The sequence below is a fragment of the Aliidiomarina sanyensis genome (assembly GCF_003987175.1).
Taxonomy (GTDB): Bacteria; Pseudomonadota; Gammaproteobacteria; order Enterobacterales; family Alteromonadaceae; genus Aliidiomarina; species Aliidiomarina sanyensis.
On sequence record NZ_PIPM01000001.1, the window covers coordinates 84,859 to 99,760 of the forward strand.

The 14,902-nt window shown below is 50.7% G+C and carries 15 protein-coding genes; 10 read left to right on the forward strand and 5 right to left on the reverse strand.

Going from position 1 to position 14,902, the window contains the following annotated elements; all coding sequences use genetic code 11:
- Nucleotides 1–2: 2 nt before the first annotated feature.
- Together CWE11_RS00360 and CWE11_RS00365 are read right to left on the reverse strand one after the other, a co-directional pair.
- Nucleotides 3–584: a DUF3301 domain-containing protein gene (locus CWE11_RS00360; protein ID WP_126775618.1), complete on the reverse strand. Its 582-nt coding sequence runs from the start codon at nucleotides 582–584 to the stop codon at nucleotides 3–5.
- Nucleotides 581–1,687 (reverse strand): DUF3549 family protein, encoded by a 1,107-nt coding sequence (locus CWE11_RS00365; protein ID WP_126775619.1) that lies wholly within the window; start codon nucleotides 1,685–1,687, stop codon nucleotides 581–583. Before CWE11_RS00365 ends, CWE11_RS00360 begins: the two co-directional genes overlap by 4 nt.
- Nucleotides 1,688–1,777: 90 nt before the next feature.
- Between CWE11_RS00365 and CWE11_RS00370 the strand changes: the two genes are divergently transcribed.
- Together CWE11_RS00370 and truC are read left to right on the forward strand one after the other, a co-directional pair.
- On the forward strand, nucleotides 1,778–2,113 hold the full coding sequence (locus CWE11_RS00370) for a YqcC family protein (RefSeq protein WP_126775620.1): 336 nt from the start codon (nucleotides 1,778–1,780) through the stop codon (nucleotides 2,111–2,113).
- Nucleotides 2,100–2,840, forward strand: coding sequence for a tRNA pseudouridine(65) synthase TruC (gene truC, locus CWE11_RS00375; protein WP_126775621.1), 741 nt, complete (start codon nucleotides 2,100–2,102; stop codon nucleotides 2,838–2,840). Before CWE11_RS00370 ends, truC begins: the two co-directional genes overlap by 14 nt.
- Before the next feature lie 62 nt (nucleotides 2,841–2,902).
- Here the strand turns inward: truC and dapD are convergent, their stop codons facing one another.
- Genes dapD through map form a run of 3 tightly spaced genes read right to left on the reverse strand, consistent with a single transcriptional unit; the run spans nucleotide 2,903 to nucleotide 7,135 of the window.
- Nucleotides 2,903–3,727 carry a 2,3,4,5-tetrahydropyridine-2,6-dicarboxylate N-succinyltransferase gene (dapD, locus tag CWE11_RS00380; protein WP_126775622.1) on the reverse strand — a complete coding sequence of 275 codons (825 nt, stop codon included), beginning with the start codon at nucleotides 3,725–3,727 and terminating at the stop codon, nucleotides 2,903–2,905.
- Between the two features lie 22 nt (nucleotides 3,728–3,749).
- Entirely contained in the window at nucleotides 3,750–6,353 is a 2,604-nt protein-coding gene (gene glnD / locus CWE11_RS00385) for a [protein-PII] uridylyltransferase (RefSeq protein WP_126775623.1), read from the reverse strand.
- Nucleotides 6,350–7,135: a type I methionyl aminopeptidase gene (map, locus tag CWE11_RS00390; protein WP_126775624.1), complete on the reverse strand. Its 786-nt coding sequence runs from the start codon at nucleotides 7,133–7,135 to the stop codon at nucleotides 6,350–6,352. Before map ends, glnD begins: the two co-directional genes overlap by 4 nt.
- 299 nt (nucleotides 7,136–7,434) lie before the next feature.
- Between map and rpsB the strand changes: the two genes are divergently transcribed.
- The 8 genes from rpsB to rseP all read left to right on the forward strand — a co-directional run bounded on the left by rpsB (nucleotide 7,435) and on the right by rseP (nucleotide 14,895).
- A complete protein-coding gene (rpsB, locus tag CWE11_RS00395) occupies nucleotides 7,435–8,184 on the forward strand; it encodes a 30S ribosomal protein S2 (protein ID WP_126775625.1) in 750 nt (249 codons plus the stop codon).
- Between the two features lie 102 nt (nucleotides 8,185–8,286).
- A complete protein-coding gene (tsf, locus tag CWE11_RS00400; RefSeq protein ID WP_126775626.1) occupies nucleotides 8,287–9,165 on the forward strand; it encodes a translation elongation factor Ts in 879 nt (292 codons plus the stop codon).
- A gap of 108 nt (nucleotides 9,166–9,273) precedes the next feature.
- The gene (gene pyrH / locus CWE11_RS00405) at nucleotides 9,274–10,017 is read left to right on the forward strand and encodes a UMP kinase (protein ID WP_126775627.1); all 744 of its coding nucleotides are present in this window, start codon (nucleotides 9,274–9,276) and stop codon (nucleotides 10,015–10,017) included.
- A 19-nt stretch (nucleotides 10,018–10,036) separates the two neighbouring features.
- Nucleotides 10,037–10,594 (forward strand): ribosome recycling factor, encoded by a 558-nt coding sequence (gene frr, locus CWE11_RS00410; protein ID WP_126775628.1) that lies wholly within the window; start codon nucleotides 10,037–10,039, stop codon nucleotides 10,592–10,594.
- Between the two features lie 78 nt (nucleotides 10,595–10,672).
- Entirely contained in the window at nucleotides 10,673–11,449 is a 777-nt protein-coding gene (uppS, locus tag CWE11_RS00415; RefSeq protein ID WP_126775629.1) for a polyprenyl diphosphate synthase, read from the forward strand.
- A gap of 2 nt (nucleotides 11,450–11,451) precedes the next feature.
- Complete coding sequence (locus CWE11_RS00420) at nucleotides 11,452–12,318, forward strand: phosphatidate cytidylyltransferase (protein ID WP_126775630.1); 867 nt, start codon at nucleotides 11,452–11,454, stop codon at nucleotides 12,316–12,318.
- A 15-nt stretch (nucleotides 12,319–12,333) separates the two neighbouring features.
- On the forward strand, nucleotides 12,334–13,548 hold the full coding sequence (gene ispC, locus CWE11_RS00425) for a 1-deoxy-D-xylulose-5-phosphate reductoisomerase (RefSeq protein WP_126775631.1): 1,215 nt from the start codon (nucleotides 12,334–12,336) through the stop codon (nucleotides 13,546–13,548).
- 3 nt (nucleotides 13,549–13,551) lie between these two features.
- Entirely contained in the window at nucleotides 13,552–14,895 is a 1,344-nt protein-coding gene (rseP, locus tag CWE11_RS00430) for a sigma E protease regulator RseP (protein WP_126775632.1), read from the forward strand.
- Nucleotides 14,896–14,902: the final 7 nt, after the last annotated feature.

Consider the following 14,902-nt stretch of genomic DNA (forward strand, 5'->3'; position numbering starts at 1 on the left):
GGTTATCCCAGCCCATCACTATTGGAAGTGTGAGAGTCGATAGTGAATGGTGCTGGGGTCGCATCCGGTGATTCGTTTTTAAATACCGCATCAACAATCTCGTCGTCTGTTGATGTGGTTTCCTCCTGATGTCCGAGTCCCTTGCTTGCAGCTTGCCACGGAGCAACAGCAGGGAGCGTGCCGTAGGTGATACGAAATTGGTGGCGCGGTGGCTCTGAGGCGCGCTGCGTTGATTTTGCGCCTGTCGCTTCGGGGGACACATCTTCTGCGGACGGTTCGGTTGATTGGCGGTAGGTTGGCAGGGTGTAATCCAACATATGCCGATTCATCAAAATCACCGTTGCTTCATAGCGCGACTGACTGTCACTGCTAAATCCAAACACAAAAGTAGCTTCCCAGCCTGTTCGCGGGCGAAAACGGGGACGTCCTGAATGGCGCGCAATATCCAAAAACTGAAGTTTGTAGCGCTTACAGAGTGCTTCTGCATGTTGTCGCGCAAATTCCTCTTGCATCCGCCACTGCCAAAACAAGTAGCCGAGCAATAACAAGCTAAGAAGAACAACGAGCTCGAGCAAATTGATCATGCAGAACGACCTCGTGTGTGCTGTATCAAGGAGTCAATCGCGCGCTGTAAATCCGGTGAGGAGGGTGGTTGTCGGAGAAGGTTAAGAAGGAGTGGCCGAATGGCCGCCAACATCACCAAGTCTTTAAATGTCTGAACAAAAAGGCTCTCCGAGTGAGCCGCAAGCGCTTCGATGTACTGCCGTAAATTGTCATAATCAAGTAACGCCTCCCAACTGCGGGCCGCTAGCGTGACCAAGAGTGCCTCTGATGACGGAAACGCGTCCAATAATGTCCGCACGCATCCTTGATAATCGGTTGATAGTGATCGTCCGCTGGTCGACCGAAGCAAGCGGAGACTGTGTTCAGAGAGCGTATTTTGGGCAACATCATGAGCAATGGATTGTGATAAATCCGAAAGCAGCTTAGCCTGTAATGCCTGGGGCAACATCTGATGCTCCATTGCAAGCATAAGCGCATCAGCGAGAGGTTCTGGCCACTGTGAGTACTGTTCGGATAGATTACTCTGCAGCGCAGCTTGTCCTGGAGCATCCGGGTGCTGCAAACGAGCGATCACATCATGAATGCCTTGAATCCCAATGTCTTGCCACCTTGCTTCTTCTTGGACACCACTCAAAAAGCTGTGAGCATCTTCGTAAAATATCGAGGGGGGAAGGTCTAGGTCTCGGCTGACTTGAGCATGAAACGCTGCGAGCTTCACTTCGTCTGGGGTAAAAAGGTAAGGGTTTTGTTGCAAACGCTCTCGTTGATTTTCATCTAACGCCGCCGCTGGATCAGTTCCAAGGGCTTCAACAATGATGCGAAGAAAGTGTTGGCGCGCCGCATGCTGAAAAAGAGCGCGTTCATCCAGAGGTAATTTCACAAACCAAATATATGGATCGTGCGCTTGTACATCGGTCCAAAATACTACACCGAGCCAAGCATGTGCTTGTCGAGGGTGAGGGAACGGTTGTTCATCGCGCTCGATGGAGGCAAAACGTGTGGAGTCTATTGCTTGCACACGTCGACTGAGATCATACACACGAAATTGAGCCGCTTGTTTTTGCTGAGCAGCACCTTGAGCTGCTGCGGTCAGGAATTCAGTGATGGTGTCGATTGATTGCATGGTTTTCCGTTATAATCTGTCTCATTCGCCGCCACCGCGGCCTCAAAAATTTACATTGCGCTCATTGATTGTAGGAGAACGCTGCTGCTCATGTCCGTTGCCGAACGTACGCTAAGATTACTGACTGAATTAGAACATTCGCTCAAGGAACATTCACTGTGGGATGCCACACCACCGTCTCCTCGCGCACTTCAAAGCACCTTGCCATTTGCGACGGATACACTCGAATTTTATCAATGGTTGCAGTTTATCATGATCCCCGCGTTACGACAGCGGATTCAAACAAAGCAATCGTTACCAAACGCAATTTCGGTGCATCCGATGGCAATTGAAGTGTGGCGTGGGCAATTACGTGAATACAAAACGATTATTCTAACGCTCAAGGAAATCGATACATTGTTGGACGGTCACCATGGACGTCACTGAACCGAGTCCTTTGGAAATTTGCTATGAAGACGAGGCGTTGATCGCGATCGACAAACCAGCCGGATTGCTGGTGCATCGAACCGCTCTAGCACGCGGAGAACGATGGTTTGCCATGCAATTGCTCCGTGATCAAATTGGTCAACACGTATTTCCAGTTCACCGTCTCGATCGTCCGACGTCCGGAATTTTGTTGTTCGCGAAATCCGCAGAGCTCGCGACCTTAGTGAGTGAGAAATTTGCCGAACGTAGCGTAGAAAAAATCTATCACGCGGTCGTGCGAGGATACGTACCCGAATCGGGGCAGGTGGATTACCCACTGAAAGAAGAGCTCGATAAAATTGCCGATAAAATGGCAGATCAAAACAAAGCCCCACAGCCTGCGGTAACTGATTTTAAACGCCTCGCAACGGTTGAACTCCCCTATGCGGTCAGTAAAAAACATGCAACAACCCGCTATTCGTTGGTTCGGTTAAAACCGTATACGGGTCGTAAACACCAAATTCGCCGCCACATGGCGCATTTGCGTCATCCCATTGTGGGGGACACGAATCATGGAGACGGGCGACACAACCGGTTTTTCCGGGAACATTTCGGAATCCAGCGTTTACTGTTAGCTGCGACGTCATTGCGCATTCAACACCCGTTGACTGGACAGGCGTTGGATATCGAAATCTCAGTGCCAGATGATTTTTATCGACCGTTCCCCGATGCCGTAGAGCACCGATAACTGCCGGACAAAAAAGGGCCGCTTGCGCGGCCCTCTGTAGGGGACTGGTGTCGAAGAAATAGTTAATCTACGCTGCGTAGAAGCTCATTGATACCGACTTTCGCTCGGGTTTTCGCGTCGACTTTCTTGACAATAATCGCCGCATACAGCGAGTGGGTGCCGTCTTTTGCCGGCAGAGAACCGGGGACCACGACAGAACCTGCTGGAACACGGCCATAGTGGACTTCGCCGGTTTCGCGGTCATAGATACGGGTGCTTTGACCAATGTAAACGCCCATCGAGATAACCGCACCTTCCTCGACAATCACACCTTCAACAATTTCGCTGCGAGCACCGATGAAACAGTTATCTTCGATGATCGTTGGATTTGCTTGGAGTGGTTCCAGAACGCCGCCAATGCCAACCCCGCCACTTAAATGCACGTTTTTACCGATTTGCGCGCAGGATCCAACAGTTGCCCAGGTATCAACCATGCTGCCGCTGTCGACATAGGCGCCAATATTTACATAGGAAGGCATCACCACGACGTTTTTGCCGACAAATGCTCCACGACGGACCATGGCCGGTGGAACAATCCGGACACCATCAGCGGCGAAATCTGCGGCACTGTAGTCTGCGTACTTGCTTGGCACCTTGTCATAAAACTTCGTTTCACCGCCTTCCATGACCGCATTGTCATTCAGACGGAACGACAGCAAGACCGCTTTCTTGACCCATTCGTGAACAACCCATGCGCCGTCGATTTTTTCTGCGACACGAAGTGTTCCGGCGTCGAGCCCTGCGAGGACTTCATTGACCGCGGCGCGGATCGCTTCAGGGGCTTTGCTGGGGCTCAATTCGCCGCGGTTTTCAAAGGCGTTTTCAATGGTTTGCTGTAATTGGCTCATGTTCACTCCTCACTGGCCACATCTATTCTTCATCAAGGGCATCTATGATAGCTTTTTTCAGGCGTTCTCGCTCGCTTTCTGTCAACGCTTCCTGTTGATTCGACGCAACAATAAATAAATCCTCTGCCTGCTCACCAACGGTCGTGATTTTTGCCGCGACGAGGTTGATATCCAGTTGCTGAAGAACCTGAGCCAAACGCGCGATGAGTCCAGGGCGATCGAGCGCTGTCAACTCAAACGTGGTGCGGCGCTTGTTTTTACTTTGAATAAACTTAACGCGCGTTGGGACGTGGAAATTTCGCATTCGGCGGGACAGCGGTCGATATCCGCGTGGTACCGATTTGCGCTTTCGTAAGACGTCGTGGAGATGTTGATGGACTTCTTCAATGCGGGTGACATCGGCTAAAGCGCGTCCATCCCGTTCGAGGACGATAAAAGTGTCCATCACGTAGCCATCACGGGTATTGAGGATTTGCGCGTCATGGATGCTTAACTGTTCGCTGTCGAGGACGGCGGCAACTTTTGCAAATAAGTTACTTTCCTCCGTGTGGTAGATAAATAACTCGGTGGTTCCGTTGTTATTCTCATCTCCAATCAAGATCAGGGGCAGTTGATGTTCTTGCACGTGCATGATGTGCGTCGAATGCCAAGCAATTTGCTCTGGAGTGTGACGAAAGAAATAATCTGCGGTGAAACGTCCCCACAAGAGGGTGATGTCCTCAACGGAAAACCCGGCGCTTAACAACAGGGCCATGGCACTCTGACGATTTTGTTGAACCCGCTCGCGAACGTCGATCGTTTTACGATCACTCTGCGCAAGCACTGCATGCGTGGCACGATACAACTCTTCGAGAAGGGTTGCTTTCCAGTTATTCCAAAGATTTGAGTTGGTTGCGCGGATGTCAGCAACCGTCAAGCAATATAAATAATTGAGCCGCGTGACGGATTGGCAGGTCTCGGCAAAACGAGCAATGACTTCAGGATCATAAATATCGCGTTTTTGCGCCGTGACTGACATCAAGAGATGCTGCTCGACGAGCCAAGCGATAAGTTCAGTTCCTTCGGTCGGGAGTTGGTGTAATTCACCAAATTCACGTGCATCGATTGCCCCTAACTCGGAATGATCGCCACCACGCCCTTTGGCAATATCGTGGAAAATACCGGCCAAGAACAACCACTCTGGATGCTCCATCCGCTTGACCAACTCTGCACATAGCGGGAACTGCACTGCTGATTTCGGCAGGGTAAATCGATAGAGATTTCGAACGAGTCGGTAGGTATGCTCATCCACTGTATACGCGTGAAATAGATCGAATTGCATTTGTCCGACAATCTGATCCCAGGCAGGAAGGTAGCGCGCCATTACGCCGTATCGGTGCATTAATTCAAATGCATAACCAAATCCACGCGGATGTCGAATTAACTCCAAAAACCGTGTTCGTGCGGCCGGATCTTCGCACAAGGGGGTTGTCATTTCTCGCCGCGCGTTGCGCAATAATCGAATCGTGTGCGAGTGAACCTCTCGAACTGATTTATTTGCTGCGATGTGGCAGAAAAAACGCATAATCTGCTCGGGGGTGGCGAATGCTTGATCATGTAGGGCCATAATTTGCGAGCCTGATAGAGCGAAATCATGGTCTAGGGGGCGCGGTGTGAGCAGCTCCATAGGCCCAAGAATGGCTTGCTCGAAGAATTGCAGCAGCATGCGGTTCAATTCACCCACACGGACCACGGTTTTAAAGTAATCCTTCATCATGCGCTCGACTGCGGCCTTGCCGTCATTGCCGTAGCCAAGGAGTCGTGCAACATCGGGCTGATAGTCAAAGAGCAGTCGGTCCTCGCCTTTTTTTGCGACAACATGAAGAGCAAAACGGACCCGCCAGAGCATCTGCGAACAGGCTTTTAATTCCACAAACTCTTCGGCGGTGATGTAGTTGTACTCGACAAGACTTTCTTCACTGCGGGTGTTGAAATGCTGTTTCGCAATCCAGCTGATCGTTTGGATGTCGCGCAGTCCGCCTGGCGATGCTTTAATGTTCGGCTCGAGATTGTATGCAGTCCCATGGAAATGGCGATGACGTTCATCCTGTTCGTCTTTCTTGGCTTGATAAAAGTCTCGGCTCGACCACGGGAAATGGTGAAACACTTCTTGCTCAAGCTCAGCCATAAGCTCGAGGTCGCCCTGTAATAGGCGGCTCTCTATGAGACTTGTTGCGACGGTAATTTCATTTGCGGCTTCGTTCAGGCATTCATCGACGGTTCGAACCGCGTGACCAACCTGTAATTTGAGATCCCAAAGCAATGTAATGCACTGCCCAATCTTTTCTTCCAGCGCAGGGGATACGGTGTTCTTAACCAAAAACAGTAGGTCGATATCGGAAAAAGGATGAAGCGCGCCGCGCCCGTAGCCGCCCACTGCAAGCAGCGCAATCCCTTTGGTTTCAAACCCAAGGCGTTGCCACAGCGCCGCAAGCAAGCTGTCTATCAGACGGGCGCGATCTTCAATTAGGAATTCAATATCGGCGTGGACAAATTGCTCAGCCGACCATTCATCATAGGTACGTAGCTGCTGCCGCCAAGCCGCGGTCGATGTTAAACTGTCGGGCCAAGCAACGGTTGCACTCATGCGTGTTCGATAACGCGAGGTAAATCTTCATCGGAGCGTAACGTCAGCACCTCAACCCCGTTATCAGTTACCAGCAGCGTATGTTCCCATTGAGCACTGAGGCTTCGATCTTTTGTTAGCACCGTCCAACCATCACCGAGAATTTTCGTATGCGGTTTGCCCGCATTAATCATCGGTTCGATCGTGAGGCACATGCCGGCCTGGAGGACCTCGCCGGTTCCGGGCCGACCGTAGTGGAGAACTTGAGGTTCTTCGTGGAATTCATTGCCTATTCCGTGGCCGCAGAATTCTCGAACAATCGAGTAGCCAAAGCTTTCACCGTATTGTTGGATCACAGCGCCGATATCACCGAGGCGGACACCGGGCTTGACCATTTTAATTGCACGGTAGAGAGCTTCTTGAGTGACCGAGACGAGCCGTTTGGCTAGGATTGAACCCTCGCCAACGATAAACATTTTACTGGTGTCCCCGTGATAGCCATCTTTTCGAACGGTCACGTCGATGTTGATGATGTCTCCGTTTTTCAGGGGTTTATCGTTTGGAATCCCGTGACAGACACAATGGTTTACCGATGTGCAAATAGACTTTGGAAATCCATGGTAGTTAAGCGGCGCCGGGTAGGCATCGTGGGCCACAATGTAGTCATGGCAAATCGTATTGAGTTCATCTGTTGTGATGCCCGCTTGAACATGGGGTGTGATCATATCAAGCACGTCCGCCGCGAGTTTTCCAGCAATCCGCATTTTCTCGATTTCTTCGGGCGTTTTAATCTTTGCAGCCATGTCGGTCCTACTTTTACTGTGTCGTTTTCAAACTCTTATTGGGGGCTAATTGTATCAGAATCCGGAGAACTGCGGAATGTCTTCAAACACATGCCTTTATGCTTGCGGAGCACCGGGGCATATGGCATAATTCGCGCCGCTTGTTCTGGGTGTTGTGAATCAACTATTCCTCATCCCAGAGCACGCTTGAATTTATTTTAAATAACACACACATATCGACACATGCGTGCGGGGTGCCTGCAAAGCGGGTCGCAACATGGGATATGTGGAGGCCTAACCCCTTAAAAAGGAAAATTATCATGGCAAACGTGTCAATGCGTGACATGCTCAAAGCCGGTGTCCATTTCGGTCACCAAACCCGTTTCTGGAATCCAAAAATGAAGCCGTTCATTTTTGGCGCTCGCAACAAAATTCATATCATCAACCTCGAAGAAACCGTACCGATGTTCAACAAAGCGTTGGATTTCGTTCAGCACACTGCTGCGAACGGCGGTAAAGTTTTGTTCGTTGGAACCAAGCGTGCTGCTTCTGAGCAGGTTGAGATTGCAGCGAAGTCTTGTAACCAGTATTACGTAAACCACCGTTGGTTGGGTGGAATGTTGACAAACTGGAAAACAGTACGTCAATCAATCAAGCGTCTGAAAGAGCTTGAAACCCAAAGCCAAGACGGCACGTTCGAGAAGCTTACCAAGAAAGAAGCGCTGATGAACACGCGTGAAATGGAAAAGCTTGAGAAAAGCCTTGGTGGTATCAAGAATATGGGCGGTCTGCCGGACGTTCTGTTCGTTATCGATGCCGATCATGAGCACATCGCAATCAAAGAAGCCAACAATCTCGGTATTCCAGTGGTTGCGGTCGTTGATACCAACTCTTCACCAGACGGCGTTGATTTCGTTGTTCCGGGTAACGACGATGCGATTCGTGCAATCCAGCTGTACCTGAGTGCAGCCGCGACTGCGGTAAACGAAGGTCGTCAGAAGGGCGGTGCAGAAGTCAGCCCAGCCGATGATTTCGTTGAAGCTGCTGAAGAAGCAGGCGACGCAGAGTAAGACAGAAACGGCCTGCTACCCAGGCCGTTTTCTCACATATTTCGCGGGGCGCTCTCAGTCTGAGGGGGCCGTACATGAATCCTGAACACAGAGGATAGTATCATGGCAATTACAGCCGCAATGGTAAAAGAACTGCGCGAGCGTACTGGCGCAGGGATGATGGATTGTAAAAAAGCATTAGAAGAAGCGAACGGTGACATTGAGCTTGCCATCGAGAACATGCGTAAAAGCGGTCAGGCAAAAGCTGCGAAGAAAGCAGGCCGGATTGCTGCCGAAGGTGTTATTTTGGTGAAAACTGAAGGCAACGTCGGCACGATGGTTGAGCTGAACTGCGAAACTGACTTCGTTGCACGTGATGCAAGCTTCTTGGCAATGGGTGATCAAATCGTTAATGCTGCATTTGCAAGTAAAGAAAACGACGTAGAAAGCCTGAACAACGCTCAAATCAGTGGTGGCACCGTAGACGAAGTTCGTTCTGCTTTGGTGGCAAAAATTGGTGAGAACATGACCGTTCGCCGTGTGGTTAGCATTGAAGGCGGTGATGTGGCTGCTTCTTATGTTCACAGCGGCCGGATTGGTGTTGTTGTGTTGCTGAACGGTGGAAACGAAGATCTTGGTAAGGACATCGCGATGCACGTTGCTGCAAGCAACCCGCAATTCGTGAAGCCTGAAGATGTGGCAGCAGAAGTTATCGAGAAAGAGCGCGAAATTCAGATCGATATCGCAATGCAATCAGGCAAACCAAAAGAAATCGCTGAGAAGATGGTTGAAGGCCGTATGAAGAAATTCACCGGCGAAATCAGCCTGACCGGCCAGCCTTTCGTGAAAGATCCTTCGAAATCAGTTGGTGAGCTGTTAAAAGAAGCTGGCGCAGACGTGATTACATTCATCCGCTTCGAAGTGGGTGAGGGGATCGAGAAGAAGTCAGAAGACTTCGCTGCCGAAGTTCAGGCGCAGGTAGCAGCGGCGAAAAAAGGTTAATTTCGCCGTGGCCTACACGCCTAAAAAGAGCAAGACCTGAATGGAGACCGCGCTATGCAAGTGCTGCAGGCGCGGTTTTTTTTGACCTGAAAACAGGAAGCCAGAGATATGAGTACAAATCCGAAACCAAGTTATCGACGCATTTTACTTAAACTCAGTGGTGAAGCGCTCATGGGAGATGAGTCCTTTGGTATTGATGCCAAAGTACTGGACCGGATGGCCCAGGAAATCAAGGAAATTCTGGAACTTGGCGTTCAGGTCGGCATTGTGATCGGCGGCGGGAATTTATTTCGTGGCGAAGGGCTGGCAAAAGCGGGAATGAATCGAGTGGTCGGAGATCACATGGGAATGCTCGCAACGGTGATGAATGGCCTCGCCATGCGCGATGCATTGCATCGAAGCTTTGTGAACGCGCGGTTAATGTCTGCCATCGAGCTTGCGGGGGTCTGTGACAGTTATAACTGGGCTGAAGCCATTAGCTTGTTGAAATCCGGTCGGGTGGTTATATTCTCAGCCGGCACAGGAAATCCTTTCTTCACGACTGATTCGGCGGCATGTTTGCGCGGAATCGAGATCGAAGCCGATGTCGTCCTAAAAGCGACCAAAGTGGATGGCGTGTACTCGTCTGACCCAGTGAAGAATCCTGAAGCAACAAAATATGACGTGCTGGACTACCAAGACGTGTTGAAAAATGAGCTTAAAGTCATGGATTTAGCGGCTTTTACGTTAGCGCGAGATCATTCTTTGCCCATACGTGTCTTTAACATGAATAAGCCAGGCGCATTGAAAGCCGTGATTATGGGTGAAGATGAGGGTACACTCATTACCCATGTAGAGAGTGCAAACGGATAATTAGAACGAGGACTAAGCAGTGATTAATGAAATTATCGCTGATGCAAAACAACGCATGCAGAAGAGTGTTGAAGCACTCGGGACACAGATGTCAAAGATTCGTACAGGGCGAGCCCATCCGAGTCTCCTAGATGGCATCATGGTGCCTTACTATGGCTCGGACACGCCACTTAAGCAGTTAGCTAATATTACCGTGGAAGATTCTCGGACATTGGCTATCACGGTATTTGATAAGAGTGTGTCAGGGGCAGTGGAAAAAGCGATTCTTACCTCTGATCTGGGTTTGAATCCTGCAGGTGCAGGGAGCGTGATTCGTGTGCCATTACCGCCGTTGACCGAAGAGCGTCGTCGCGATTTGGTTAAAGTTGTGCGGGCAGAGGCAGAGCAGGGACGGGTTGCCGTTCGAAATATCCGCCGCGATGCGAACAGCGACATCAAAGAGTTATTGAAAGAAAAAGAAATTACCGAAGATGACGATCGCCGTGCGCAAGAGAGCATTCAAAAGATCACCGACGACGCGGTGAAGAAAATTGACGAGCTTCTTGCCGCAAAAGAAGCTGAGTTGATGGAAGTTTAAGCACTTACAAAGCGTCTCGTTGGACCTCAACGCCGTGTCGGGTATACTTGCGCGGCGTTTATTTTTTGTGGATGCAGCATGACAGGGAATGAATCAGAACAGCTTGCGTTGCCGTTGCCCCGCCATGTAGCCATTATTATGGATGGCAATGGGCGATGGGCCGAGCGACAAGGAAAGCGTCGTACTGCTGGGCACCGTGCAGGTGCTGAATCGGTTCGGCGCGCGATTACGTTTGCGCGTCGCAATGGGATTGAGGCCTTGACGCTCTTCGCGTTTAGTAGTGAAAATTGGCAGCGTCCAGCGCAAGAAGTGAACGTGTTGATGGAGCTGTTTATGACGGTTCTGCGGCGCGAAGTGCCCGAGTTAGCCGCTAACGATATTCGGTTGCGAGTCATTGGTGACGTTTCTGGATTTAGCACGCGACTGCAACGTCGAATCCGTGAGGCGGAGCGTGCGACAGAGAACAATACAGCATTGACGCTCAATATTGCTGCTAACTATGGTGGTCGTTGGGACATCGCGCAAGCGGCGCAAAAGTTAGGGAAGGAGGTTGCAGCGGGACGCCTGCAGCCTGAAAAGATAAATGAGTCAGCGCTTGCACAACATATGTGCCTCGCTGACGGGCCTGAACCGGATCTGCTCATTCGAACTGGTGGAGATATTCGCATCAGTAATTTTCTGCTCTGGCAACTTGCGTATGCAGAACTTTATTTTACCGATGTACTCTGGCCTGACTTTGATGAAATGACCTTCGCGGCTGCGGTAGATTCGTATGTCCGACGTGAGCGTCGATTTGGCCTGACCAGCGCACAAATACAACAATTAGCGGGTTCAGGTCCTTTGCAAGAGGAATAATTTTGCTAAAACAGCGTATATTAACCGCCATTGTCTTATTGCCGTTGGCCTTTTTTATCATCTTCGCACTCCCTATGCCTTGGTTCGCGTTGGCTGTGATGATTGTCTTGGGTTTGGCCGCGTGGGAATGGTCTCCTCTGATGTCGGTTCGAAATTTTGCTGGGCGAATTGGCTACGTTGGGTTTGTTCTGGCTGCAATCGGAATGCTTTGGGCGTTTGTTCCCGTTGAACAATTTTGGGATGGTGCATCGCTCCATCCATTTATTTTAGCAGTGGTTGCAGTGGGCGGACTGTGGTGGTTGCTCGCTATTTTATTGGTATTTAACTTCCCGCGTAGTCAGCGTGTCTGGGCGCGCAGCCGAGCTTTCGTTGCACTGTTTGGTTTTCTCATTTTGGTACCAACCTGGGCGGCAGCCGTCGCATTGCGATCGCTGTTTTTCGAAGATAACCCAATTTTCGGCGCGTGGATGCTGTTGTTCGTATTAGGGCTCGTATGGGCGGCCGACATCGGCGCCTATTTCGCTGGGCGCAAGTTTGGGAAGCGGAAACTGATGCCCCAGGTGAGCCCTGCGAAAACCTTGGAAGGTATGCTTGGGGGACTCGCCCTCTCGGTGCTGATTATGGCAATAGTTGCGCTTCTGTTACCGGTTAGTTATGGGCAACTACCTGGGTATTTTTTCGTGGGTGTTGTGACCGTTCTGGTGTCTGTTTTTGGTGACCTCAATGAAAGTATGTTCAAGCGATGTGCAGGTGTGAAGGACAGTGGCTCGATTCTTCCGGGGCATGGCGGGATTCTGGATCGAATTGACTCGCTCACCTCCGCGTTACCGATCTTTTTGATCGGTTACGTTCTGTTCGTCGTGGCATAAGGGGTGGATGGCAGTATGACCCCACATCGAACGTCGCCCTCGCGTCCGCAACGACTGACGATTCTCGGAGCGACCGGCTCAATCGGCTTGAGCACGCTTGATGTGGTCGCACGTCATCCGGAAGATTTTGAAGTGTATGCTCTGACCGCGCATAAAAACGTGCGAGCAATGCTGTCGCTGTGCGAAAAATATCGGCCAGAGGTTGCCGTAATGACGGACGCTCAGGCCGGCTCTGAGCTATCAGCAGAGCTCAATAAGCGGGGCATAAAGACAAAAGTCACGGTGGGATCGGATGCACTAATTGAGGTTGCGCACGATTCGACGGTCGATGTGGTGATGGCCGCAATCGTCGGGGCCGCAGGACTACTGCCTACGCTTGCAGCGGTTAAGTCAGGCAAGCGAGTCTTGCTGGCTAATAAAGAAGCCCTGGTCATGAGTGGGCAACTTTTTATTGATGCGGTACGGGAATCAGGTGCGCAACTATTGCCTGTTGATAGCGAGCATAATGCGATCTTTCAGGCGCTTCCTATTGCGGTACAACAAGATCATGGGGCGACCTTAGCAGACCATGGAATTCGAAAAATCTTACTGACAGGGTCGGGGGGGCCATTCCGTGAGCTTCCTCTCGATATGCTCCACACGCAAGGTCCCGAAGCGGCGTGTAATCACCCCAACTGGTCGATGGGTCAGAAGATTTCCGTTGATTCTGCGACCATGCTGAATAAAGGCCTCGAATACATCGAAGCGCGTTGGCTCTTTAATAGTCAGCGGGCAGAACTTGATATCGTGATTCACCCCCAGAGTGTTGTTCACTCCATGGTGCAATATTGTGACGGGTCTGTGCTGGCCCAGCTAGGACAACCGGATATGCGGACCCCCATTGCCTATTGCTTGGGCTACCCCGAGCGCTTAGAGAGCGGCGTGGCTTCATTGGAGTTCCCCACTTTAGGTGCGTTGACATTTGCAGCTCCGGACGCTGCGCGTTATCCGCTGTTGCAACTGGCAATCGATGCATGTTGGGCAGGACAAGCAGCCACTACCACGCTGAATGCGGCGAACGAAGTGGCTGTCGCAGCGTTCCTTGAACGACGTATCCAGTTCGGTGATATTGCCAAGGTTTGTTTGGCGGTCATGGAACAAGCTTCGTTCCCAGCGGTCCACACCATAGACGAGATTTTGGCGCTTGATCATGAAGCCCGGATGCTCGCCAGCAAGATGTTGAGGGTGTAGTCCATGGAACAGTTACTTTGGTCGATCGGTGGTTTCATTGTTGCTTTGGGGTTAGTCGTGACCTTCCATGAGTTTGGTCATTTTTGGGTCGCGCGCCGGTGCGGTGTCAAAGTACTGACGTTCTCGATTGGATTTGGAAAACCAATTTTCAGCTGGAAGGGCAAAGACGGGACGCAATATCAAATCGCTGCAATACCGCTTGGGGGCTATGTTCGAATGCTCGATCATGAGCTCGATCCGGTCAGCGAAAACGAGGTTCCCCAGAGCTTCCGAGCAAAATCAGTAAAAGAACGCTTTGCCATTGTGTTAGCTGGTCCGATGGCGAACTTTATTTTTGCAATTGCTGCGCTTTGGTTGATGTTGATGATCGGCATGCCCGCCGTGAAGCCGATCGTTGGAGATATTACCGAAGGGAGTATTGCGGATGCAGCTGGCCTCCAATCGGGCTCTGAAATCCTCGCGATTGACCAGCGTCGAGTCCAAGATTGGCAAGATGTAAACCTCGCCTTGGTGCGCCGGATGGGCTCATCGGAAACAACCTTTGAAGTTCTCGAACCGAGTGGGCAGCAGCGTGAAATTCGAATTCCCTTGGACACGTGGCGTTTTGATCCGGATCGCGAGTCGACCATTGGAAGTTTGGGCATTGATGTCTTTCGGCCAAAAATTCTTTCAAATATCACTCAAATTGCAGCGGATTCACCCGCGGCGTCCAGTGCATTAGCGGTGGGTGATAAAATTATTGGATTTAATGGAACTCGCAGCGAAGATTGGGAACAAATAAGGAGCTTTATTGCAGAGCGTCCGAATACGGTGGTCACTTTTTTAATTGATCGCGATGGACGCGAGCGTTCTCTCGAGGTGAGACTCGGTGAAATAGAAGGACGAGGGTATCTCGGGGTTGTAACAGAAGCAGAACCTTATCCTGAAGCCTATCGCTTTACGCTGCAGTATGGTCCAATTGAAGCGTTACAAGGGGGCGTAGCGCGCACTTGGAACCTTATGGGACTGACCATGAATATGGTTGGTAAACTCTTGACCGGCGATGTGTCTGTTAAGAACCTAAGCGGTCCAGTGGGAATTGCTCAAGGAGCAGGTGCCCATGCCAGTTATGGTCTGGTTTATTTTCTCAGTTTCCTTGCGTTGATTAGCGTGAGTTTGGGAATATTGAACTTGCTGCCGATCCCAATGCTCGATGGGGGACATTTACTGTTCTACGTGATTGAGTGGATCCGCGGAAAACCTGTGCCAGAGCAAGTTCAGGAAGTGAGTTTTCGAGTTGGTTTGTTGCTACTGATGACGTTGCTAGCGGTAACGTTGTTTAATGACGTAGGCAGACTTTTCTCGTAAAGAATTT

Bases quoted from the DNA above. Each gene is read 5' to 3' on its own strand.
- CWE11_RS00360 (WP_126775618.1), bottom strand. From the start codon at position 584: ATGATCAATTTGCTCGAGCTCGTTGTTCTTCTTAGCTTGTTATTGCTC.
- CWE11_RS00365 (WP_126775619.1), bottom strand. From the start codon at position 1,687: ATGCAATCAATCGACACCATCACTGAATTCCTGACCGCAGCAGCTCAA.
- CWE11_RS00370 (WP_126775620.1), top strand. From the start codon at position 1,778: ATGTCCGTTGCCGAACGTACGCTAAGATTACTGACTGAATTAGAACAT.
- truC (WP_126775621.1), top strand. From the start codon at position 2,100: ATGGACGTCACTGAACCGAGTCCTTTGGAAATTTGCTATGAAGACGAG.
- dapD (WP_126775622.1), bottom strand. From the start codon at position 3,727: ATGAGCCAATTACAGCAAACCATTGAAAACGCCTTTGAAAACCGCGGC.
- glnD (WP_126775623.1), bottom strand. From the start codon at position 6,353: ATGAGTGCAACCGTTGCTTGGCCCGACAGTTTAACATCGACCGCGGCT.
- map (WP_126775624.1), bottom strand. From the start codon at position 7,135: ATGGCTGCAAAGATTAAAACGCCCGAAGAAATCGAGAAAATGCGGATT.
- rpsB (WP_126775625.1), top strand. From the start codon at position 7,435: ATGGCAAACGTGTCAATGCGTGACATGCTCAAAGCCGGTGTCCATTTC.
- tsf (WP_126775626.1), top strand. From the start codon at position 8,287: ATGGCAATTACAGCCGCAATGGTAAAAGAACTGCGCGAGCGTACTGGC.
- pyrH (WP_126775627.1), top strand. From the start codon at position 9,274: ATGAGTACAAATCCGAAACCAAGTTATCGACGCATTTTACTTAAACTC.
- uppS (WP_126775629.1), top strand. From the start codon at position 10,673: ATGACAGGGAATGAATCAGAACAGCTTGCGTTGCCGTTGCCCCGCCAT.
- ispC (WP_126775631.1), top strand. From the start codon at position 12,334: ATGACCCCACATCGAACGTCGCCCTCGCGTCCGCAACGACTGACGATT.
- rseP (WP_126775632.1), top strand. From the start codon at position 13,552: ATGGAACAGTTACTTTGGTCGATCGGTGGTTTCATTGTTGCTTTGGGG.